This is a genomic window from Variovorax sp. PvP013 (assembly GCF_050435945.1).
Classification (GTDB): Bacteria; Pseudomonadota; Gammaproteobacteria; order Burkholderiales; family Burkholderiaceae_C; genus Variovorax.
In genome coordinates, this window is record NZ_JBNDLF010000002.1 from 16,590 (window position 1) to 38,986 (window position 22,397).

Below are 22,397 nucleotides of genomic sequence, written 5' to 3' on the forward strand. Positions count from 1 at the left end.
CGTGAAGATCGTCGAACGCGACGCGCCGCCGCGCAGCGTCTGGGCGCTGGAGCAGGCCGGCGTGCATCCGCTGCTCGCGCGCCTGTACGCGGCGCGCGGCGTCTGCGGCAAGGACGAGCTCGACGACGGCCTGGCGCGCCTGCTGCCGCCCGCCTCGCTCCTGGGCACCGGCGCGGCCGCCGTGCTGCTGGCCGACGCCATCGCCGCCGACCGGCGCCTGTGCGTGGTGGCCGACTACGACTGCGACGGCGCCACCGCCTGCGCCGTCGCCGTGCGCGGGCTGCGCCTGCTGGGCGCCAGGCACGTGACCTACCTGGTGCCCGACCGCGTGGTCGACGGCTACGGCCTGACGCCGCCGATCTCCGAGCGCGTGGCCGACGGCGGCGCCGACATGCTGGTCACGGTGGACAACGGCATCGCCAGCGTCGAGGGCGTGGCCGCCGCCCGCGCGCGCGGCCTGCAGGTGCTGGTGACCGACCATCACCTGCCCGGCGCGACGCTGCCCGAGGCCGACGTGCTGGTGAACCCCAACCAGCCCGGCTGCGACTTCCCGAGCAAGAGCATCGCCGGCGTGGGCGTCATGTTCTACGTGCTGCTGGCCCTGCGCTCCGAGCTGCGCGCGCGCGGCGTCTTCGACACCGCCAGCCAGCCCCGGCTCGACGCCCTGCTGCCCCTGGTGGCGCTGGGCACCGTCGCCGACGTGGTCCGGCTCGACGTCAACAACCGCCGGCTGGTCGCGCAGGGACTGCGCCGCATCCGCGCCGGGGCGCTGCCCGTCGGGCTCTCGGCGCTGTTCCGCGTGGCCGGGCGCCAGGCGGCGACGGCCACCACCTTCGATTTCGGCTTCGCGCTCGGTCCGCGCATCAACGCCGCCGGGCGGCTGGCCGACATGACGCTGGGCATCGAGTGCCTGCTGACCGACGACCCGGTGCGCGCCGACGAACTCGCGCGGCTGCTCGACGGCATCAACCGCGAGCGCCGCAGCATCGAGGGCGGCATGCGCGAGCAGGCCCTGCTGCTGGCCGAGTCGCTGTTCGCGCCGGCCGATGCCGACGCCGGTCCGGATGCCGAAGCCGGCGGCGCCGTCGTCGCGGCCGACGCCGATCCGCACGGCGGCACGCCGGCGGCCATCAGCGTCTTCGGCCCCGACTTCCACGAGGGCGTGGTCGGCATCGTGGCCTCGCGCATCAAGGAACGCTTCCACCGGCCGACCTTCGTCTTCGCGGCCAGCGCGGCGCCGGGCAAGTCGCACGAGATCAAGGGCTCGGGCCGCTCGATCCCGGGCTTCCACCTGCGCGACGCGCTCGACCTGGTGGCCAAGCGCCATCCGGGCGTGCTGCTGCGCTTCGGCGGCCACGCGATGGCGGCGGGCTGCACGGTCGCGCGCGAGCACTTCGGGACCTTCGAGCGCGCGCTGGCGCAGGTCGCGCGCGAATGGCTCGACGCCGCGACGCTCACGCGCCGGCTCGACACCGACGGCCCGATCGCGCCGGAGTACATGCGCGTCGATCTGGTCGACACCCTGCACCGCGAGGTCTGGGGCCAGGGCTTCGCGCCGCCGACCTTCAGCGACGAGGTCGAGGTGATCTCGCAGCGGCTGGTCGGCGAGAAGCACCTGGCGGTCAAGCTGCGCCATCGCGGCCGGCCGGTCGACGGCATCTGGTTCGGCCACACCGAGCCCCTGCCGCCGCGCGCGACGCTGGCCTTCCGGCTCGACGCCGACGAATGGCAGGGCGTGCGCAAGGTGCGTTTCCTCATCGAGGGCATGCAGTCCGCCGACTGACAGGCCGTCGGACGGACACCGACACGCCGGGGGGTCGCAACTGAGGGCGCCGGGTCAGCCGAATGGACTACGCGACCGGGATGGGAGGAAGCCTAGAAACCTTCCATCCATCCCAACTACGGAGTTTTTCCCATGGCTACCCAAGGTTCGAACAAAGACACCAAGAAGACGAACGACGGTCTCACCGCAGGCGACGCGAACGCCGTCAAGCCCGACATGGACCAGCCCAGTCACGAGACGCAGAAGTACGGCGAGATCGTCAAGCTGCCCAACGGCCTGTCCGAGGACGCCTGCAAGACCAGCGTGGCGCTGCTCAACCAGTGCCTGGCCGACACGATCACGCTGCGCGACATGTACAAGAAGCACCACTGGCAGGTCGTCGGCCCGACGTTCAACCAGCTGCACCTGATGTACGACCAGCATTTCGAAGGGCAGGTCCTGCTGGTCGACATCCTGGCCGAACGCATCCAGTTGCTGGGCGGCATCGCGCTGGCCATGGCCGCCGACATCGCCGAGACCACCCGCATCCCGCGCCCGCCGCGCGGCCGCGAACCCGCCGCCGTGCAGATCCGCCGCCTGGCCGAAGCCCACGAGCTGATCATCAAGCAGGCCCGCGAAGCCGCCGACAAGGTCGACGAGGTGGGCGATCCGGGCAGCAACGACGTGTTCGTGAGCAACGTGCTGCGCACCAACGAACTGCAGGTCTGGTTCCTGACCGAGCACCTGGTCGCCGCCTCGCCCGTCACCGCCTGAGCGTCTTCCCCGGCCCGGATCGGCCCCGATCCGGCCGGGTGGTTTCCATCACGACGCCCCGCTCGCGGGGCGTCGTCGTTCGTGGCCCGCGCGAAACATGTCGCCGGCCGGTCCGCCTCCCTTCAGAATCGAGAAAGATCCTGGCATCCTGACGAGCGACCCCGGCATGGGGTCGCCCCGCAACGCGTCATCCTTGGAGCCCCATGCGCATCGAATCCACCGCCGTCGACGAAGAGGAACGCCTGGACGCCCTGGGTGATTACCGGCTGACCGAGGAGGAGGAGAACCCGGGTCTCGACGAGATCGTGAACGTCACGTCGCAACTGCTGTGCGCGCCGATCGCCCTGGTTTCGCTGGTCGAGCGGACGCGGCTGTTCTTCAAGTCCAGGGTGGGCGTCGACGTGTGCGAGATCACGCGCGAGGGATCGTTCTGCTCGCACGCGCTGCACATGCCCGACGACGAGATGCTGGTCGTGCCGGACGCCCGGCTCGATCCGCGCTTCGCGGACATCCCGCTGGTGCGCGGCGCGCCCTTCGTCCGTTTCTACGCCGGCGTGCCGCTGCGCTCGCCGCTGGGCCACGTGCTGGGCACGCTGTGCGTCGCCGACACCGCGCCCCGCGCGCGGCTGACCGACCGCGAACGCACCAACCTCCGGGCGATGGCGCTGATGGTGCTCGACCGGCTGGAGCTGCGCCGGCTGGCGGTGGCCGGCTCGGTGGGCCAGTCCCGCTTCGAGAACATCGCCGCCACGTCGGCCGACGGCATCGTCTGCTCCGACGCCCGGGGGATCATCACGTTCTGGAACGGTGCCTGCGAACGTCTCTTCGGCATCCCGGCGGAACGGGCCCTCGGCGCCAACATCGACATCATCATCCCGCCGCGCATGCGTGGCGGCCACGAGGGCGGCATGCGGCGCGTCGCCGAGGGCGGCGAGCCCAGGCTGGTGGGCCGCACCATCGAGCTCGACGCCATCCATGCGAATGGCACGGAGTTCCCGGTGGAGCTGTCGCTGTCGATGTGGCAGGAGGCGGGTCGCACCACCTTCGGCGCCATCATCCGCGACATCAGCGCGCGCCGCGCCGACGAGGCCCGGCTGTTCGACCTGGCGCACCTCGACAGCCTGTCGGGCCTGCCCAACCGGGGCGTGCTGCTCGCGCGGATCGCCGATCACGTCGCCAAGGCGCGGCCCTTCGCGCTGCTGATGCTCGACCTCGACGGCTTCAAGGACGTCAACGACACCCTGGGCCACAGCGCCGGCGACGCGGTGCTGCGGCAGGCGGCGCGCCGCCTGCGGGACTGCGTCGGCCCGGCCGACACGGTCGCGCGCCTGGGCGGCGACGAGTTCTCGATCCTCATGACCGACGACGCGGCGCGCGTCGACGACTGCGCACGGCGCATCCTGGACGCCGTGGCCGCGCCGATGGCGGTCGACGGCCAGACCGTTCACGTCACAGCGAGCATCGGCATCGCGCGCTGCCCCGCCGACGGCCGGCAGGTCGGCGACCTGCTCTCGGCGGCCGACCTGGCCATGTACCACGCCAAGGCCGAGGGCCGGAACTGCCTGCGCTCCTTCACCCACGGCCTGCGCGACGCCGTGCTCACACGCCGCGCCTTCGAGGGCGAGATCCGGCGCGCCATCGAGCACGAGGAGTTCGAGCTGTTCTACCAGCCGCAGGTGCGCATCGCCGACGGCGCGCTGCTCGGTCTGGAGGCGCTGCTGCGCTGGCGCCACCCGGTCGAGGGACTGCTCGCGCCCTACCGCTTCCTCTCGACCATCGAGTCCGGCCCGTTCGCGGCCGACGTCGGGCACTGGGTGCTGGCCGCCGCCTGCGCCCATGCCGTGCGCCTGCGCGAGCGCGTGCCGCACCTGCGCATGGGCGTGAACCTCTTCGGCGCGCAGTTCCGCACCGGCCGGCTCGCGCGCGAGGTCATGGAGGTGCTGGAGCGGACCCGCCTGCCGCCCGACGCGCTGGAGCTGGAGATCACCGAGAACATCATCCTGCAGCACGACGAACTGATGCTCGAGCCGTTGCGCGTGCTGCGCACGCTGGGCGTGGGCATCGCCTTCGACGACTACGGCACGGGCTTCGCGTCGCTCAGCCTGCTCAAGCGCTACCCGATCACGCGCCTGAAGATCGACCGCAGCTTCGTCAAGGAGATCTGCACCGACCACACCGACGCGGCGATCGTCGAGATGGTCATCGACCTGACGGAGAAGATCGGCATCGAGGTCATCGCCGAGGGCGTCGAGGAGATCGAGCAGCGCGACGCCCTGCAGGCGCTGGGCTGCGAGGTCGTGCAGGGCTACCTCTACGGCAAGCCGATGTCGGTGCCCGACCTCGACGCCTTCATCGCGGCGCGCACGTCCGTCGCCTGATCGGCCGCTAGCGCGACTGCAGCGCCCGGATGCGCTGCATCGCCACGCTGGCGGCGGCGGTGCGCGTCTCCACGCCGAGCTTGACGTAGACGCGCTCCAGGTGCTTCTTCACCGTCGCCGGGCTGCTGCCGACGATCTCGCCGATGTCGCGGTTGGTCTTGCCCTTGACGACCCAGTAGAGCACCTCGGCCTCGCGCGCCGTCAGCTTCAGGGTCAGGCCGATGGCCTCGACGACGCCGGTGTCGGAGGTCTCGCGCATGATGACCAGCCAGTCGTCGCCGGCGTCGTCGTGGCCGGTCTGCTGGTGCAGGCGCAGCGTCAGAGTGCGCGCGCCCAGCGCGACGTCGAGCGCGGGCGGCTCGATCCGGCGCTCCTGCGCGTCGGCCACGTGGCGCCGCAGCCAGTCGAGCAGCGCCTGCGGCGCCTGCGGCGCCTGGGTGCCGAAGTAGCGCAGCAGCAGGTCGCGCGCCAGGGCGGTCTGCCAGATGATGCGGCCCTCGGGCAGGCGCACCGTGGCGCTGGCGTAGCCGAAGGCGTCGAGCGCGTTGCGCGCCTGCCCGGCCTGCTGCGCCTCCTGGCGCGCGCGGCGCGCGCCCTGCAGGTGGACGTTCATGCGCGCGAGCACCTCCTTGGGCTTGATCGGCTTGGTGACGTAGTCGACGCCACCGGCCTCCAGCGCGGCGACCAGGTGCTCGGTCTCGGTCAGGCCGGTCATGAAGACGATCGGGATGTGCGCGGTGGCGGCGTCGGCCTTCAGGCGGCGCGCGACCTCGAAGCCGTCCATGCCGGGCATCATGGCGTCGAGCAGCACGATGTCCGGCCGCGCCTGCGCCGCGCGCGCGAGCGCCGCCGCGCCATTGGTGGCCACCAGCACCGTGTAGCCCGACTCGTCGAGCGCGTCGTGCAGCACGGCGAGGTTGTCGGGCACGTCGTCGACGATCAGCACCAGGTCGCCCTGGGCGGCGAGCGGGCGGGCGGGCACGGGCGCGGCGGCGGGATCGCTCATGCGTCCATCGCCTCGAAGCGGAACTGGCGCGCCAGCGCGCGCTGGGCGGCGGTCCACGCGGCGCAGGCGGGTTCGGCGAGGTCGATGGCGTCGAGCTGGTTCATCACGCCCCGAAAGTAACCCAGTCCGACGGCCTCCCGCAACGCGGCGAGGTTCGCCTCCGACGGCCGCACGAGCGCCGTCGCCGCCGCGACCGGCGCGTCGGCGCCGTCCGACGCCACCGGCGTCTCGCTCCACCGCAGCGCGAGCCGGCGGCCCAGCCAGTCGATCAGCTCGCTGTGGCGCACCGGCTTGACGAAGAAGTCCTCCGGCGCGATGCCGGCGTCGTTGTCCAGCCGCTTGTCGAAGGCGTTGGCCGAGACGACGGCGACGTGTCCCGGCGCCAAGCCGGGCGCGAAGCGGCGCGCGCGACGCAAGGTCTCCCAGCCGTCGATGCCAGGCATGGCGAGATCGACGAACATGGCGTCCGGCCGGAAGCCGGCGGCGATCAGGTCGAGCGCGTCGTGCCCGCTGGCGGCGGTGCGCAGCTCGAAGCCCAGCGGCTCCAGCACGCGCACCAGCAGCTCGCGGTCGGCCTCCTCGTTGTCCACCACCAGCACGCGGCGGCGCGTGCCCGCGTAGCCGCGCCGGGGCCGGCGCGCCGCGATGGGTGCCGCCACGGGCGACGCGACGGCGCCGGCGTCGTGGATGCGCGGCAGGAACAGCCGCACGCGGAACACCGAGCCCGCGCCCGGCGTGCTGCGCACCGACATCTCGCCGCCCATCAGGTCGGTCAGCATCTTGGCGATGGTCAGGCCCAGGCCGGCGCCCGGCGCGCGCGGGCCGCCGCCACCGCCACTGCCGCCGCCGGGCGCGTCGCCGCGCGCGAAGGGTTCGAAGATGCGCTCGATCTCGCGCGCCGACATGCCCGGTCCGGTGTCCTCGATCTCCAGCACCGCGAACTCGCGCGCGTAGCGCAGCCGCAGCACGACGCGGCCGGCGGCCGTGAACTTGATGGCGTTGCCCAGCAGGTTGATCAGGATCTGGCGCACGCGCCGCTCGTCGGCGCGCACCGCCTCGGGCAGCGCGCCGGCGGGCTCGTAGCGGAAGGCCAGGCCCTTCTCCGAGGCCTCCAGCTCGAACATGTCGGCCAGCTCGCGCATCGTCTCGGCGAAGCGCATCGGCTTCGCCTGCAGGGTCAGTTTGCCGGCCTCGATGTGGGCGATGTCGAGCGTGCCCTCGATGAGCGAGAGCAGATGCTCGCCGCCGCGCTGGATGACGGCGACGGCCTGGCGGCGGTGCGGCGGCACGGCGGCGTCCTCGCCCATGAGCTGCGCGTAGCCCAGGATGCTGTTGAGCGGCGTGCGCAGCTCGTGGCTGATGGCGCTGATGTAGCGGCTCTTGGCCTGGTTGGCGTGGTCGGCGGCGCGGCGCGCCACGTCGGCGGCGTGCTTGGCCTGCTCGGCGATCTCGCGGGCCTCGTCGGCGCGCTGCTTGGCCGCCTGCAGGGCCAGGTCGGTGGCGTGGTGCAGCTCGATCTCGCGCTGCAGCAGGCGGGTCTGGCGGTTCGATTCCTCCTGCGCCACCCGGCGGCTCTGGTGCGCCAGCACCAGCCACCAGGCCACGATGCCGGCGATCAGCAGCAGCGCCATGTACGACTTCAGGAAGCCCGAGCGCAGCGACGCCACCTGCGCGCGCCGCACCGCCTCGGCGACCTCGCCCGAGGGCATCGGGCCGAGCGCGCCGTCGGCCAGCGCGCGCAGCTCCTGCTGGTAGAGCACGCCGAAGACCGCCGCCAGCAGCGGCACCACGACCCCCGTGATGAGCAGGAAGTGGCCCAGGCCGGTGTCGAGGTAGGGCCACACGCGCCGCGGCAGCAGCCAGCGCAGCGTGCCCGACCACTGGCGCGACAGGCTCGCCTGCGGCTTGCACAGGTCGCCGCAGCGGGCGTCGAGCGTGCAGCACAGCGAACAGATCGCGCCCTGGTAGGCCGGGCAGTGCGCCATGTCGGGCGCCTCGTAGTCGCGCTCGCAGATGACGCAGCGCTGTACCTGCAGACGCGCCGACGCCAGGGCCCGCGCGGTGGCCGGGTCGCGCGCCACGCGGGCCCAGCGCACGGGCCGGCCGACCGTGCCGGGTGCCGTCGCCGGGGGCGCGCCGGCATCGCGCGCCTCGGCGCCGTTGCCGGCCCGCGCCGCGTGTTCCGGACCGCGCGCGAGGTAGTAGCGCCCGCCCGTGGCCCAGGCGATCAGCGGCGCCGCCGCCAGCGCCGCGCCCAGCGCGATGAGCGCCGAGAAGGCCTGCGCCAGCGGCCCGAAGGCCCCCAGGTGCGCCGTGATCGACAGCACCGAGGCCAGCGCCATCGCGCCCACGCCCACCGGATTGACGTCCCACAGGTGCGCGCGCTTGAACTCGATGCCCGGGGGCGAGAGGCCCAACGGCTTGTTGATCACCAGGTCGGCCACGACCGCCGTCATCCAGGCGATGGCGATGTTGGCGTAGACGCCCAGCACGTCGCCCAGCGCCTCGAAGACGTTCATCTCCATCAGCATGAAGGCGATCAGCGCGTTGAAGACGACCCACACCACGCGCCCCGGATGGCTGTGGGTGATGCGCGAGAAGAAGTTGCTCCAGGCCAGCGAGCCGGCATAGGCGTTGGTGACGTTGATCTTGAGCTGCGAGACGACCACGAACAGCGCCGTCGCGGCCACCGCCCAGCCGTAGTCGTCGAAGACGTACTCGTAGGCCGCGAGGTACATCTGGTTGGGATCGACCGCGCGCTCGGGCGGCACCATGTGCGTGATGGCCAGGTAGGCCAGCGCCGCCCCGCCCAGCATCTTGAGCACGCCCAGCACCACCCAGCCCGGACCGCCCGCCAGCACCCCGGCCCACCAGCGCGCGCGGTTGGCCGGCGTGCGCGCCGGCATGAAGCGCAGGTAGTCGGCCTGCTCGCCCATCTGCGTGATGAGCGCGATGCCGACCGTGAGGGCGGCACCGAAGAGGTGCGTATCGAAGCCCGAGGACGCCCCCCTCACCCCACCGTAGTGCGTGATGCCCGAGAACGCACCGGGATTGCGCGCGAGCACGTAGCAGAACGGCACCACCAGCATCACCAGCCAGATCGGCTGCGTCCAGACCTGCAGCCGGCTGATGGCCGAGACCCCGTGCGTCACCAGCGGGATGACCACCAGCGCGCAGACCAGGTAGCCCCAGGCCGGCGGCACGCCCAGCGCCAGTTCCAGCGCATAGGCCATCACCGCCGCCTCCAGCGCGAAGAAGATGAAGGTGAAGGAGGCGTAGATGAGGGAGGTCAGCGTCGAGCCGATGTAGCCGAAGCCCGCGCCGCGCGTGAGCAGGTCCATGTCGATGCCGAAGCGCGCGGCGTAGATGCTGATGGGTAGGCCGGCCAGGAAGATGATCAGCCCGGTCGCCAGGATGGCCCAGAAGGCGTTGGAGAAGCCGTACTGCACCAGCAGCGTCGCGCCCACGGCCTCCAGGATCAGGAACGAGGCCGCGCCGCCGAAGGCCGTGCTGGCCACGCGCCACTCGGACATCCGGCGGAAGCGCTGCGGCGTGTAGCGCAGGGCGTAGTCCTCCAGTGTCTCGCTCGCCACCCAGCTGTTGTAGTCGCGCCGGACCTTGACGATGCGCTGCGGCGCTTCCTGCGAAGCCGCCACCGGCGCGGGATCGGCGACGGGATCGGGCACGGCGGCGGTCGCGCGGGTCGTGGGAGGGATGGGATGCGGCACGGCTGCGCCGGCTGCAGCATCCATGCCAAGCGTCCGCCGGCCTCGCATCGCGGCCCCGGCCGCAGCGCGAATCTCCCGCCGTCCTACAAGGACGTGTCCACGTCTTCCAAGGGTTAACCCTTTTGGCTCATGCACAATCTTTCGCCTATGCGTTCGGCGTTCGTGTGCTTCCTCTTCCTGCTGATGACCTCCCTGTCGATGGGACTGGTCGCCACGAAGCCGTGCACGTCGTCCGCCGATCCGCAGCGCCTGTCGGCGGTGGCCACGGTGCTGGTCCAGGACGTCGTCGATTCCGTCGAGGAACTCTGGGACGACATCGCCAGCGCGCCGGTGTGCAGCGCGCTGGTCGACGCCGGCCACGCGCTCGACGACCACGGCGAGACGATGCCGGCGGTCGCCGCGCTGGCCCTCGCGCCGCTGCCGCGCCCGGGCCGACCGACCTTTCCCGCCACCGGCGCCCTGCCCGAGCGGCACGAGCGCCTGCTGCGCCCCCCGGCCCGCGCCTGACAGCCGCGCGCGCGACGTCTCCGGCCTGCCCGGGGCGTCGCCTGTCCCGCGCCGTCCGCACCGGTCGGCGCCCCTCCTCGTCTCCTTCCCTCACCGATCACTGCCCCCAGAAGGCAGCGACAACCATGCACTTTCCCTCGAACAAGGCCGCGCGTCGGGCGCTGGCGGCCGTCTTCCTCACCACCGGCGCGGCGCTGTGCCCCGCCCTGGCGCAGACGCCGGCCGGCGAACGCGCGCCCCGCGCGGCGGGCGGCGACCCGCGCCCACCGTCGCTGGACTCGCGATCGCCCTCGCTGGCCACCGGCGAGGTCGCGCCGACGCGGGTCGGCGGCCAGCTGGCGCCCGTGCTCGGCCTGGACGAACTGGTCCAGACCATCCTGACCTACAACCCCGCCCTGCTCTCGGCCGAGCAGGCCCGCGTGACCGCCGCCGCCGCCGTGATCTCCGCCGGCGCGATCCCCAATCCCCGGCTCGAATACGGCACCGGGCGCCAGCGCGCCATCCTGCCGACCACCGCCAGCGGCAACACCCAGACCTGGGGCGTCTCGCAGCTGATCGAGAACCCGGCGCTGCGCCGCGCTCGCGTCGAGGCGGCCCGTTTCGCCGTGCAGGGCACGGGCGCGTCGGCGGCGTCGGTACGCAACACGCTGATCGGCGAGATCCGGCTGCGCGCCTACGAGTACCTGCTGCGCCAGGCCGAGGCCGCCGCCGCCGCCGACTCGCTGGCGCTGCTGGAGCAGGTGCAGACGCGCGTCAACGCCCGCGTCGGCAGCGGCGAGGCACCGCGCTACGAGCTCATCAAGGCCGAGGCCGAGATCATCAACGCGCGCCAGGTGCGCGACACCACGGCGCTGATGGTCGAGCAGTCGCTCTTCACGCTCAACCGCCTGGCCGCCGGCCACCTGCCCGCGCGCTGGACGCTCAACGAGACCCTGGCCGACGTGTCGCCGCTGCCGCCGCGCGACCTGCTGGTGGACGAGGGCCTGGCGCGCAATCCCGACCTGCTGGCCCTGCGCGCGGAGATCGACCGCTCGCAGGCGCTGGTCTCCGGTGCCCGCGCCAACCGCTGGCCCGGCCTGGAGGTGCGCTACGACCAGGGACGCGACCCCGAGGTACGCACCGGCCGCATCAGCGTGGGCGTGCAGATCCCGCTGTTCGACCAGCGCACCGGCCCGATCGCCGAGGCGTCCTCCGAGCTGGTGCGCGCGCGGGGCCGCTACGAGGGCCTGCAGCTGGAACTGCGCCAGCAGATCCTGCAGGCCGCGCAGATGCAGGAGATCGCCCAGCTGAAGGTGCAGGCGCTGAGCACCGGCGCCGTGCGCGACGCCGAGGCCGCCGTGCGCGTGGCCGAGGCAGCCTACCGCTACGGCGAGCGCGGCATCCTGGACGTGCTGGACGCCCAGCGCGTGCTGCGCACCGTGCGCGCCGACCTGCTGGCCGCGCGCTTCCAGGTGCAGGCCGCGCGCATCGACATCGAACTCCTCGCCGGCCGCTTCGCCGGCGCCCCCCTGCAGCCCTGAAGGCGGACCTTTCCATGCCCCACACACGCAAACTCCTCTCCGGCGCCGTCCTCCTGGCGTCCCTCCTGTTCCTGCAGGGCTGCGGCAAGCCGGCCGAGCCCGAGGCCGCGCCGGCGCCGCCGGCCGACCCGATGGTGGTCGTCGTCAAGCCCGAGATGGCGTCCAACTTTGAGGTCCGGCCGCTGGCCATGGCCGAGATCGCGACGACGCAGAGCGTGCCCGGCCGCGTCTCCGCCAACGAACGCCTGGTCACGCGCATCGGCGCCTCCGTCAGCGGCCGGATCATCGACGTGCTGGTCGAGGTCGGCGACACCGTGCGCCAGGGCCAGGTGCTGGCCCACGTGACCAGCCCCGAACTCACCACCGCCCAGCTCGCCGTGATGCGCGCCAACTCCAACCTGCGCCTGGCCGCCAGCGCCGTCGAGCGCGCGCGCCAGCTGATCCAGGCCGACGTCATCGGCTCGGCCGAGGTCCAGCGCCGCGAGGCCGAACTGGCCATCGCCCAGGCCGAACTGCGCGCGGCCACCGACCAGCTGCGCCTGATGGGCATCTCCGGCGACGCGCTTCAGAAGCTGCAGCGCCAGGGGACGATCGCCTCGTCCGCCGCCATCGTCGCCACGCAGAGCGGCGTGGTGCTCGAACGCACGCTCAGCCAGGGCCAGGTGGCCCAGCCGGGCGACGCGCTCTTCACCGTGGCCGACCTGCGCAACGTCTGGGTCGTGGGCGCCCTGCCCGAGCAGGCCGCGCGCACCGTCGAGGCCGGCCAGTCGGTCGAGATCGAGGTGCCGGCGCTGGGCAACGACCTCATCGCCGGCAAGATCATCCAGGTCGGCGACACCGTGGCCGCCGACACCCGCACGGTGGCCATCCGCACCCAGGTCGACAACCCGCACCGCGCGCTCAAGCCGCAGATGCTCGCGACCATGCGCATCACCGGCCGCACCCAGCGCGTGCTGGCCGTGCCCGACGCCGCCGTGGTGCGCGACAACGACCGCGACCACCTCTACACGCGCACCGCCGACAACACCTACCGCCTGGTGCCCGTCGAGCTCGGCGCGCCGAGCGACGGCATGCGCCCGGTGCTCAAGGGTCTCGAGGAAGGCAAGCCCGTCGTGACCGGCGGCGCCTTCCATCTCAACAACGAGCGCAAGCGCGCCGAACTGGAGTGAGCGCCGAATGATCGCTTCCCTGATCCGGGCCGTCCTCACCCAGCGGCTCGTGGTGATCGTGCTCGCGCTGGTGGTCTGCGGCTTCGGCGTGCGCGCCGCGCTGAACCTGTCGGTCGACGCCTTCCCCGACGTGACCAACGTGCAGGTGCAGGTCGCCACCGAGGCCCCCGGCCGCTCGCCCGAGGAGATCGAGCGCTTCGTCACCGTGCCGCTGGAGATCGCCGTCACCGGCCTGCCGGGGCTGGTGGAGATGCGCTCGCTCAACAAGAGCGGGCTGTCGATCATCACGCTGGTGTTCACCGACGAGACCGACGTCTACTTCGCGCGCCAGCTCGTGACCGAGCGGCTCATCGAGGTCACGCCGCGCATGCCCGCGGGCATCGTGCCGGTGATGGGGCCGGTCTCCACCGGCCTGGGCGAGGTCTACCAGTACACCCTCGACCATCCCGACGACGGCCAGCGCGCCCTCACGCCCGAGGAGCTGGCCGAGCGCCGCACCGTGCAGGACTGGGTGGTGCGGCCGATGCTGCGTTCGATCCCCGGCGTGGCCGAGATCAACTCGCAGGGCGGCTACGTGCGCCAGTACCAGGCGCTGGTCGACCCCGGTCGCCTGCGCCACTACGGGCTGTCGGTGCAGCAGGTGGTGCAGTCGATCGCGCAGAACAACGCCAACGCCAGCGGCGGCGTGCTGCCCCTGGCCAGCGAGCAGTACCTGATCCAGGGCGTGGGCATCATCCGCACGCTCGACGACATCGGCAACATCGTGCTGAAGGAACAGGCCGGCGTGCCGGTGTTCGTGCGCGACGTGGCCGAGGTGCAGATCGGCAGCGAGGTGCGCCAGGGCGCCATCATCAAGGGCGGCTACACCGAAGGGGTCTCGGGCATCGTGCTGATGATGCGCGGGGGCAACGCCAAGGAGGTGGTCGGCCGCGTGAAGGAGCGCGTCGCCGAGATCAACGCCCAGGGCCAGCTGCCCGGCGGCCTGCAGATCACGCCCTTCTACGACCGCACCGAGCTGGTCGACGCCGCGCTGTGGACCGTCGGCAAGGTGCTGCTCGAGGGCATCGCGCTGGTGGTGGTGGTGCTGTTCATCTTCCTGGGCGACGTGCGCTCCAGCCTGATCGTGGTGGCCACGCTGATCATCACGCCGCTGACCACCTTCATCGTCATGAACCGCTACGGCATCTCGGCCAACCTGATGTCGCTGGGAGGGCTGGCGATCGCCATCGGCCTGATGGTGGACGCCACGGTGGTGGTGGTGGAGAACGTCTATCACCGCCTGGGCCACGCCGAGCCCGGCAAGGGATCGCGCATCCGCACCATCCTGCAGGCCACCAGCGAGGTGGCCACGCCCACCATCTTCGGCATCCTGATCATCATCCTGGTGTTCCTGCCGCTGATGACGCTGGAGGGCCAGGAGGGCAAGATGTTCGGCCCGCTGGCCATGACCATCGCCATCTCGCTGTTCGTCTCGCTGGTGGTGTCGCTGCTGCTCTCGCCGGTGCTGTGCTCGTTCTTCCTCAAGGGCGGCACGGGCGAGGACACGCGCGTCATCGCCTTCATGAAGCGCCACTACCTGAACCTGCTGGACAACGCCACGCGGCGCAACCGCGTGACGCTGGCCGTCTCGGTGGGACTGCTGCTGGGATCGATGGCGCTGTTCCCGCTGCTGGGCAAGTCCTTCATGCCGACGATGCGCGAAGGCGCCCTCACCCCGCAGATCAACCGCGTGCCGAGCATCTCGCTGGACGAGTCGATCCGCATGGAGATGGCGGCCATGAAGAGCATCGCCGAGGTCAAGGGCGTGCGCTCGGTGGTCTCCAAGCTGGGCCGCGGCGAGTCGCCGGCCGACCCGGCCGGGCCGAACGAGTCCGACCCGATCGTGCTGCTCGACCCGGACAGCGGCCGCTCGCAGGACGAGATCGACGAGGAGATCCGCCAGCGCCTCTCCAGCATCCCGGGCGTGCAGATCGTGCTGTCGCAGCCGATCTCCGAGCGGGTCGACGAGATGGTCACGGGCGTGCGCTCGCAGGTGGCCATCAAGGTCTTCGGCGACGACCTGACCCAGCTCAAGGAGATCTCCGAGGGCGTGGCGCGCGTGCTCAAGGACGTTTCGGGCAGCCGCGACATCCGCATCGAGCGCCTGTCGGGCCAGCAGGCCTTGATGGTGGAGATCGACCGCGCGGTCATCGCGCGCTACGGCATCAACGTGTCGGACGTGCAGGACATCATCGAGACGGCCATCGGCGGCAAGGAAGTGACCACGCTCTACGAGGGCGAGCGGCGCTTCGCGGTGGCGGTGCGCTTCCCCGAGGACGAGCGCGCCACGCCGGAGGCCATCGGCAACACCTTGCTGACGGCCGCCGGCGGCGCGCAGGTGACGCTGTCGACGGTGGCCAAGATCCGGCTGCTCGACGGCCCGGCGCAGATCAGCCGCGAGGCCGGCAAGCGCCGCGTGGTGGTCGGCGCCAACGTCGAGGGCCGCGACCTGGGCGGCTTCGTGCAGGAGGTGCAGGACCGCATCGCCAAGGAAGTGAACGTGCCCCCGGGCTACTCGTTCGTCTACGGCGGCCAGTTCGAGAACATGGAGCGCGCCATGAGCACGCTGGCGGTGATCGTGCCGCTGACCATCGCGGCGATCTTCTTCCTGCTGTTCATGCTGTTCAACTCGGTGCGCCTGGCCGGGCTGATCATCCTGGTGCTGCCCTTCGCCTCGATCGGCGGGCTGGTGGCGCTGTTCGTGACGCGGGAGTACCTGAGCGTGCCGGCCTCGGTCGGCTTCATCGCGCTGTGGGGCATCGCGGTGCTCAACGGCGTGGTGCTGGTCAGCGCCATCCGGCGCCTGCGCGAGGACGGCCTGGACGTGGCCGAGGCCGTGCGCGAGGGCTGCGTGCAGCGTTTCCGCCCGGTGATGATGACCGCCACCGTGGCGCTGCTGGGCCTGGTGCCCTTCCTGTTCGCGACCGGACCGGGCTCGGAAGTGCAGCGGCCGCTGGCCATCGTGGTGATCGGCGGGCTGATCTCGTCGACGCTGCTGACGCTGGTGGTGCTGCCCACGCTCTACCGCTGGTTCGACGAGAAGCCCGTCGAAGCCTAGGACTTGGCCATCCCCCAGGCTGCGCGCACCGCGTGCCGCTTCGCCGACCCCCTTCGCAGGGGGGCGACACCCGCGGACCGGCGGAGCGGTTGCGCGGTGTCCCGGCAGGCGGATCGGCGTGGCGGCGCCGCCTCTTCGTTCCCATTGAACCCAAGGAGATCTCATGAAGGAAATCCGAGCCATCGTGCGGCCCAGCCGCGTGGAAAAGCTGCGCGCCGCGCTGCGCGCGATCCCCAACTTCCCCGGTGTCACGCTGCTCAAGGCCGAGGGCTTCACGGCGCCGGCGGCGTTGCGCACGCGCACCGTGCGCGAGGAACTGACCGACTTCTCCGGCAAGGTGATGGTCTGCCTGCTGGCCGACGACGCCATGGTGCCGACGATCCGCCAGGCCATCGTGGACGCCTGCAGCACCGGCCAGATCGGCGACGGGCTGGTGTGGGTGGTGGAGATCGAGGAGATCCACCGCATCCGCGACGGCAGCGCGTACGAGGCCTGAGGGAGCCGGGGGCCGGCGAACCCGGCACGACTGTTGCATCGGTGCGGGCCTGCCCATAATGGCCGCCTCCCTCCGCCATCCGCTGCCGATCCCATGGAACTCACCCCCCGCGAAAAAGACAAGCTGCTGATCTTCACGGCGGCGCTGCTGGCCGAGCGCCGCCGCGCCCGCGGCCTGAAGCTCAACTACCCCGAGGCCGTGGCGCTGATCTCGGCCGCCGTCATGGAGGGCGCGCGCGACGGCAAGAGCGTCGCCGTCCTCATGAGCGAGGGCCGCGCCGTGCTCACGCGCGACGACGTCATGGACGGCATCGCCGAGATGATTCCCGACATCCAGGTCGAAGCCACCTTCCCCGACGGCACCAAGCTGGTCACGGTGCACCAGCCGATCGTCTGAGCGGCCGCGCCGGTCATCGCGCACGCCATCTCCCTTTACTTCCCTCCCTGTCCTTCCTTCTCTTCGAGCGGAGCTTCCCCATGCGCTGGATTCGTTCTTCCCTTGCCACCGCCCTGCCCCTGCTGACCCTGCTGACCCTGCTGCCCCTGGCGGCGTCGGCGCACGTCGGCGCCGACGGCGCGTCGGCCCATCAGCACGTCGGCTTCCTGCAGGGCCTGGCGCATCCCTTCACCGGGCTGGACCACCTGGCCGCGATGGTCGGAGTGGGCCTGTGGAGCGCCTCGGCGGCACGCAGCGGGCGCGACGCGCTGTGGGCGCCGCTCGGCTTCGCGGCCATGCTGCTGGCGGGCGCGCTGGCCGGCCTCGCGGGACTGGGCGTCCCGGCGATCGAGCCGATGATCGCGGCCTCGCTGCTGGTGATCGGCCTGCTGGCGGCCGCGCGGCTGCGGCTGCCGGGGCCGGTGGCGGCGGCGCTGGTCGGCGCGTTCGCCGTCTTCCACGGCGCGGCGCACGGCATCGAACTCGCCGGTGACGGCAACGCCGCGCCGGCGCTCGCCGGCATGGTGCTGGCCACCGCGCTGCTGCATGCCGCCGGCCTGGGCCTCGGCTGGATCTTGCGCCGTCACGGCGCCTGGCTGCCGCGCGCCGTCGGCGCGGCCGTGGCGCTGTTCGGCGCCACGCTGCTGGCCCAGCTGGCCTGACGCGGGCCTCGAAGGAAGACCGACATGATCCCCGGCGAACTCCTCACCGACGACGGCGACCACGTGCTCAACCCCGGCCGCCGCACCCTGACGATGGTGGTGCGCAACACCGCCGACCGGCCGATCCAGGTCGGCTCGCACTACCACTTCGCCGAGACCAACGGCGCGCTCGGCTTCGACCGCGCCGCCGCGCACGGCATGCGGCTGAACATCGCCTCCGGCACCGCCGTGCGCTTCGAGCCCGGCCAGCAGCGCACGGTCGAGCTGTGCGACTTCGCCGGCGACCGGATCGTGTACGGCTTTCGCGGCCTCGTCCAAGGGAAATTGGCATGACCCCCAGTCTTCGCGCACTTCGTGTCGCTGCGCCAACCCCCTTCCAGGGGGCGATGCCGACGGCCCGGCAAAGCCGGTTCCACCGCATCCCACGAAAAGACAGGAGCTGAAATGGCGAGCATTGGACGGCGTGCGTACGCCGAGATCTTCGGCCCCACCGTGGGCGATCGCGTGCGGCTTGCCGACACCGACCTGGTGATCGAGGTCGAGGCCGACCACACCCTGCGCGCCGGCGGCTACGGCGAGGAGGTGAAGTTCGGCGGCGGAAAGACCATCCGCGACGGCATGGCGCAATCCCAGAGGACGCGCGCCGAGGGCGCCGTCGACACGGTGATGACCAACGCGCTGATCCTAGACCACTGGGGCATCGTCAAGGCCGACATCGGCCTCGCGGGCGGACGCATCGTGGCCATCGGCAAGGCCGGCAACCCGGACGTGCAGCCGGGCGTGGACATCGTCATCGGCCCGGGCACCGAGGTCATCAGCTGCGAGGGCAACATCGTCACGGCCGGCGGCATCGACAGCCACATCCACTTCATCTGCCCGCAGCAGATCGAGGAGGCGCTGGCCTCGGGCGTGACCACCATGCTCGGCGGCGGCACCGGGCCGGCCACCGGCACCTTCGCCACCACCTCCACGCCCGGCCCCTGGCACATCGAGCGCATGCTGCAGGCGGCCGACGCGTTCCCGATGAACCTGGGATTCCTCGGCAAGGGCAACGCCAGCCTGCCGGCCGCGCTGCACGAGCAGATCGACGCCGGCGTGATCGGCCTGAAGCTGCACGAGGACTGGGGCACCACGCCCGCGGCGATCAGCAACTGCCTGGACGTGGCCGACGCCACCGACACGCAGGTCGCGATCCACTCGGACACGCTCAACGAATCGGGCTTCGTCGAGAACACCGTCGCGGCGGTCAAGGGCCGCGGCATCTGCGCCTTCCACACCGAGGGCGCCGGCGGCGGCCACGCGCCGGACATCCTGCGCGTGGTGGGCGAGGACAACTTCCTGCCCTCGTCGACCAACCCGACGATGCCCTACACCGTGAACACGCTCGACGAGCACGTCGACATGCTCATGGTCTGCCACCACCTGGACGCCGGCATCGCCGAGGACCTGGCCTTCGCCGAGTCGCGCATCCGCAAGGAGACCATCGCGGCGGAAGACATCCTGCACGACCTGGGCGCGATCAGCATGTTCAGCTCCGACTCGCAGGCCATGGGCCGCGTCGGCGAGGTCGTCATGCGCTGCTGGCAGACGGCGCACAAGATGAAGGGCCAGCGCGGCAAGCTGCCCGGCGACACCGAGCGCCACGACAACTTCCGCGCCAAGCGCTATGTCGCCAAGTACACGATCAACCCGGCCATCGCGCACGGCATCGCGCACGAGGTGGGCAGCATCGAGGTCGGCAAGTGGGCCGACCTGGTGGTGTGGAAGCCGGCCTTCTTCGGCGTCAAGCCCTTCACCGTCATCAAGGGCGGCACCATCGCCATGGCCGCGATGGGCGACCCCAACGCCTCGATCCCGACGCCGCAGCCGGTGCACTACCGGCCGATGTTCGGCGCCTACGGCGGCTCGCTCGCGCGCGGCTCGCTCACCTTCGTCTCGCAGGCCGCGCTGGCCGCCGGCATCGGCGAGCGCTACGGCCTGCGCAAGACCCTGAGCGCGGTGAAGGACATCCGTGGCGTGCGCAAGCAGCACATGGTCCACAACGCCTACACGCCCAGGATGGAGATCGACGCCCAGACCTACGCCGTGCGCGCCGACGGCCACCTGCTCACCTGCGAGCCGGCGACCTCGCTGCCGATGACGCAGCGGTATTTCCTGTTCTGATCCGATGGCGGCAGACCTGCGCATTCGACTGGACGACCTGCAAGACCCGCGCATCGCCGCGTTCCTCGAGGAACACCTGGCGGACATGCGTCGCGTCTCGCCCCCCGAGAGCGTCCATGCGCTGGATCTGGACGGTTTGCGCCACCCGGACATCCGCTTCTGGACCGGCTGGATCGATGCGCCGACGGGCGAGTCGCTGGTGGCGACGGCCGCGTTGAAGCGCCTCGACGACGGACACGCCGAACTCAAGTCGATGCGCACGTCGGCTGCGATGCGCGGGCAAGGCATCGCAGGCAAGATGCTGGCGCACGTGCTCGCGCAGGCGCGCTTGCTGGGCCATGCACGCCTGAGCCTGGAGACGGGCAGCCAGTCCTTCTTCGAGCCGGCCCATGCGCTGTACGAGAAGCACGGCTTCCAGGCGTGCGCGCCGTTCGACACCTACACCGACGATCCGAACAGCTTCTTCATGACGCGCTGGCTCTGACGTCATTTTCTGAATTCCTCCATGCTCAACGTCAACAAACTCATGCCCCGGGGCGGCGGTCTCGCCGCCGTGCTGCTCAAGCGCGCCGCCACGGTCGAACTCGACTGGGACGTGCGCCAGAAGAGCCGCTTCGACGCCACCGACTCGCAGGGCCGGCACCTCGGCGTGTTCCTGCCGCGCGGCACCGCCGTGCGCGGCGGCGACGTGCTGGTGGTGGAGGACGGCTCGCTCGTCAAGGTGATCGCCGCGCCGCAGCCGGTGCTCGTCGTCACGCACTGCCAGGCGCACGGCACGCCCTTCGACCTGACGCGCGCGGCCTACCACCTGGGCAACCGTCACGTGCCGATCGAACTCACGCCGACGCACCTGAAGATCGAACCCGACCACGTGCTCGCGGCCATGCTGCGCGCGATGCACCTGATCGTGCGCGAGGCCGAGGAGCCCTTCGAGCCGGAGAACGGCGCCTACGGCGCGCACGGCGCGGGCGGGCACGGGCATTCGCACGGCGGCCACGACCAAGGTCACGGCCACTCGCACGCATCCGCGTCCGCGACCGGCAGGACACCGGTCGGTCCGGTGCTGCATGCCGACGCCTACGGCGGCGCGCCGCACGGCCACGACGAGCACGATCACGACCATTCGCACTGAGCCGATGACCGACCCGAGCGCCGAGCACCCTCGCGATGCCCTGTCCGCCGCCAGCCTCCTGCAGCTGATCTGGCTCGCCTCCCCGGCGCTGCCCATCGGCGGCTTCTCGTACTCCGAAGGCCTGGAGGCCGGCGTCGAATGGGCCGGCCTCGACTCGGAGGCGCGCGCCGCCGACTGGATCGCCGACCAGCTGCACCTGGGTCTCGCGCGCGGCGACCTGCCGGTGGTGGCCCGGGCCATCGCCGCCTGGCGCGCCGGCGACGCGGCACGCGTGAGCGCACTCAACGACTGGGTGCTGCGGACGCGCGAGTCGGCCGAGTTCCTGCTGCAGACCGAACAGATGGGCCGCTCCTTCGTCGAATGGCTGAAGCTGCGTCACGACGACGTGGCCGCGTCCTTCGGCGACCTCGCCGCCCGCATCACCTACCCGGTGGCCTTCGCCTTCGCCGCCAGCCGCACGCAGGCGAGCGTGCGCGACGGCTGCCTGGCCTTCGCCTTCGGCTGGGCGGAGAACATGACCGGCGCGGCCGTCAAGTCCGTGCCGCTCGGCCAGAGCGCGGGCCAGCGCATGCTCGGCCGGCTGGCGCTGGAGATTCCCGATGCGGTCGATCGCGCGATCGCGCTGCCCGACGACGAGCGCCAGGCCTTCGCACCGATGCTCGCGGTGCTCTCGGCACGGCACGAGACACAATATTCACGGCTGTTCCGCAGCTGAAGATCGCGCGGCGCTCTTCGCCTCGCCGGACGCTCCGGACGCAGCCCCTCCCCCTACCGACTCTCAGGAAGCGACGCACGAGACCATGGCCTCCGCCCTCCATCACATCCCCCATCGCACCAAGCACCTGCCGCCCCTGCGCGTGGGCATCGGCGGGCCGGTCGGCTCCGGCAAGACCACCCTGCTGGAGATGCTGTGCAAGGCGATGCGCGAGAAGTACGACCTCATCGCCATCACCAACGACATCTACACCAAGGAGGACCAGCGCCTCCTGACCGTCTCGGGCGCGCTGCCGGCCGAGCGCATCATGGGCGTGGAGACCGGCGGCTGCCCGCACACCGCCATCCGCGAGGATGCCTCCATCAACCTCGAGGCCATCGACCGCATGCTCGGCGAGTTCCCCGACGCCGACATCGTGTTCATCGAGAGCGGTGGCGACAACCTCGCGGCCACCTTCAGCCCCGAGCTGAGCGACCTCACCATCTACGTCATCGACGTCGCCGCCGGCGAGAAGATCCCGCGCAAGGGCGGCCCCGGCATCACCAAGAGCGACCTCTTCGTCATCAACAAGACCGACCTCGCGCCCCACGTGGGCGCCAACCTGGACGTCATGGAAGCCGACACCCGGCGCATGCGCAAGCAGCGTCCCTACGTCATGACCAACCTCAAGACCCTCGCCGGCCTGGCCGACGTCGTCGCCTTCATCGAGAAGCGCGGCCTGCTCGTCGACGCCTGAGCATCACTCCGCGCATCGACGCGTCAGCCCAGAAACACCGCGGAACCGGCTCCGCCGGGCCGCCGGTGTTGCCCCCTGCAAGGGGGTTGGCGCAGCGACACGCAGTGCGCGAAGACT

The 22,397-nt window shown here is 71.6% G+C and carries 18 protein-coding genes; 16 read left to right on the plus strand and 2 right to left on the minus strand.

The window, feature by feature from the left end:
• Position 1 precedes the first annotated feature (1 nt).
• From recJ to ABID77_RS07920, 3 genes are all read left to right on the plus strand, one after another.
• Positions 2 to 1,783: a single-stranded-DNA-specific exonuclease RecJ gene (gene recJ / locus ABID77_RS07910; RefSeq protein WP_429593422.1), complete on the plus strand. Its 1,782-nt coding sequence runs from the start codon at positions 2 to 4 to the stop codon at positions 1,781 to 1,783.
• A gap of 132 nt (positions 1,784 to 1,915) precedes the next feature.
• Positions 1,916 to 2,536, plus strand: coding sequence for a Dps family protein (locus ABID77_RS07915; protein WP_429593425.1), 621 nt, complete (start codon positions 1,916 to 1,918; stop codon positions 2,534 to 2,536).
• A gap of 203 nt (positions 2,537 to 2,739) precedes the next feature.
• Positions 2,740 to 4,914, plus strand: a complete 2,175-nt coding sequence (locus ABID77_RS07920) for a putative bifunctional diguanylate cyclase/phosphodiesterase (protein ID WP_429593428.1) — start codon at positions 2,740 to 2,742, stop codon at positions 4,912 to 4,914.
• A 7-nt stretch (positions 4,915 to 4,921) separates the two neighbouring features.
• On the opposite strand, the gene ABID77_RS07925 is transcribed toward ABID77_RS07920, so the two are convergent.
• On the minus strand, positions 4,922 to 5,920 hold the full coding sequence (locus ABID77_RS07925; protein ID WP_429593431.1) for a response regulator transcription factor: 999 nt from the start codon (positions 5,918 to 5,920) through the stop codon (positions 4,922 to 4,924).
• Positions 5,917 to 9,672 carry an ATP-binding protein gene (locus tag ABID77_RS07930; RefSeq protein WP_429593434.1) on the minus strand — a complete coding sequence of 1,252 codons (3,756 nt, stop codon included), beginning with the start codon at positions 9,670 to 9,672 and terminating at the stop codon, positions 5,917 to 5,919. The genes ABID77_RS07925 and ABID77_RS07930 overlap by 4 nt, the downstream gene beginning before the upstream one ends.
• A 123-nt stretch (positions 9,673 to 9,795) precedes the next feature.
• On the opposite strand from ABID77_RS07930, the gene ABID77_RS07935 reads away from it, so the two are divergent.
• The 13 genes from ABID77_RS07935 (at position 9,796) to ureG (ending at position 22,280) form a co-directional block, all read left to right on the plus strand.
• Complete coding sequence (locus tag ABID77_RS07935) at positions 9,796 to 10,155, plus strand: hypothetical protein (RefSeq protein WP_429593437.1); 360 nt, start codon at positions 9,796 to 9,798, stop codon at positions 10,153 to 10,155.
• Between the two features lie 125 nt (positions 10,156 to 10,280).
• Positions 10,281 to 11,675 carry a TolC family protein gene (locus ABID77_RS07940; RefSeq protein ID WP_429593440.1) on the plus strand — a complete coding sequence of 465 codons (1,395 nt, stop codon included), beginning with the start codon at positions 10,281 to 10,283 and terminating at the stop codon, positions 11,673 to 11,675.
• Between the two features lie 14 nt (positions 11,676 to 11,689).
• Complete coding sequence (locus tag ABID77_RS07945) at positions 11,690 to 12,844, plus strand: efflux RND transporter periplasmic adaptor subunit (protein WP_429593443.1); 1,155 nt, start codon at positions 11,690 to 11,692, stop codon at positions 12,842 to 12,844.
• A 7-nt stretch (positions 12,845 to 12,851) separates the two neighbouring features.
• Positions 12,852 to 15,941 (plus strand): efflux RND transporter permease subunit, encoded by a 3,090-nt coding sequence (locus tag ABID77_RS07950; protein ID WP_429593446.1) that lies wholly within the window; start codon positions 12,852 to 12,854, stop codon positions 15,939 to 15,941.
• 163 nt (positions 15,942 to 16,104) lie between these two features.
• A complete protein-coding gene (locus ABID77_RS07955) occupies positions 16,105 to 16,437 on the plus strand; it encodes a P-II family nitrogen regulator (protein WP_429593449.1) in 333 nt (110 codons plus the stop codon).
• 93 nt (positions 16,438 to 16,530) lie between these two features.
• A complete protein-coding gene (locus tag ABID77_RS07960; protein WP_429593452.1) occupies positions 16,531 to 16,833 on the plus strand; it encodes an urease subunit gamma in 303 nt (100 codons plus the stop codon).
• An 80-nt stretch (positions 16,834 to 16,913) separates the two neighbouring features.
• Positions 16,914 to 17,534 carry a HupE/UreJ family protein gene (locus tag ABID77_RS07965; protein WP_429593455.1) on the plus strand — a complete coding sequence of 207 codons (621 nt, stop codon included), beginning with the start codon at positions 16,914 to 16,916 and terminating at the stop codon, positions 17,532 to 17,534.
• A 24-nt stretch (positions 17,535 to 17,558) separates the two neighbouring features.
• Positions 17,559 to 17,867, plus strand: a complete 309-nt coding sequence (locus ABID77_RS07970; RefSeq protein ID WP_429593458.1) for an urease subunit beta — start codon at positions 17,559 to 17,561, stop codon at positions 17,865 to 17,867.
• A gap of 111 nt (positions 17,868 to 17,978) precedes the next feature.
• Entirely contained in the window at positions 17,979 to 19,697 is a 1,719-nt protein-coding gene (gene ureC, locus ABID77_RS07975) for an urease subunit alpha (RefSeq protein ID WP_429593461.1), read from the plus strand.
• A gap of 4 nt (positions 19,698 to 19,701) precedes the next feature.
• Positions 19,702 to 20,181 (plus strand): GNAT family N-acetyltransferase, encoded by a 480-nt coding sequence (locus ABID77_RS07980; RefSeq protein ID WP_429593464.1) that lies wholly within the window; start codon positions 19,702 to 19,704, stop codon positions 20,179 to 20,181.
• A gap of 21 nt (positions 20,182 to 20,202) precedes the next feature.
• Complete coding sequence (gene ureE, locus ABID77_RS07985; protein ID WP_429593467.1) at positions 20,203 to 20,829, plus strand: urease accessory protein UreE; 627 nt, start codon at positions 20,203 to 20,205, stop codon at positions 20,827 to 20,829.
• Positions 20,830 to 20,833: 4 nt separating this feature from the next.
• The gene (locus tag ABID77_RS07990) at positions 20,834 to 21,544 is read left to right on the plus strand and encodes an urease accessory protein UreF (protein ID WP_429593470.1); all 711 of its coding nucleotides are present in this window, start codon (positions 20,834 to 20,836) and stop codon (positions 21,542 to 21,544) included.
• 85 nt (positions 21,545 to 21,629) lie between these two features.
• Positions 21,630 to 22,280, plus strand: a complete 651-nt coding sequence (gene ureG / locus ABID77_RS07995) for an urease accessory protein UreG (protein WP_429593473.1) — start codon at positions 21,630 to 21,632, stop codon at positions 22,278 to 22,280.
• Positions 22,281 to 22,397: the final 117 nt, after the last annotated feature.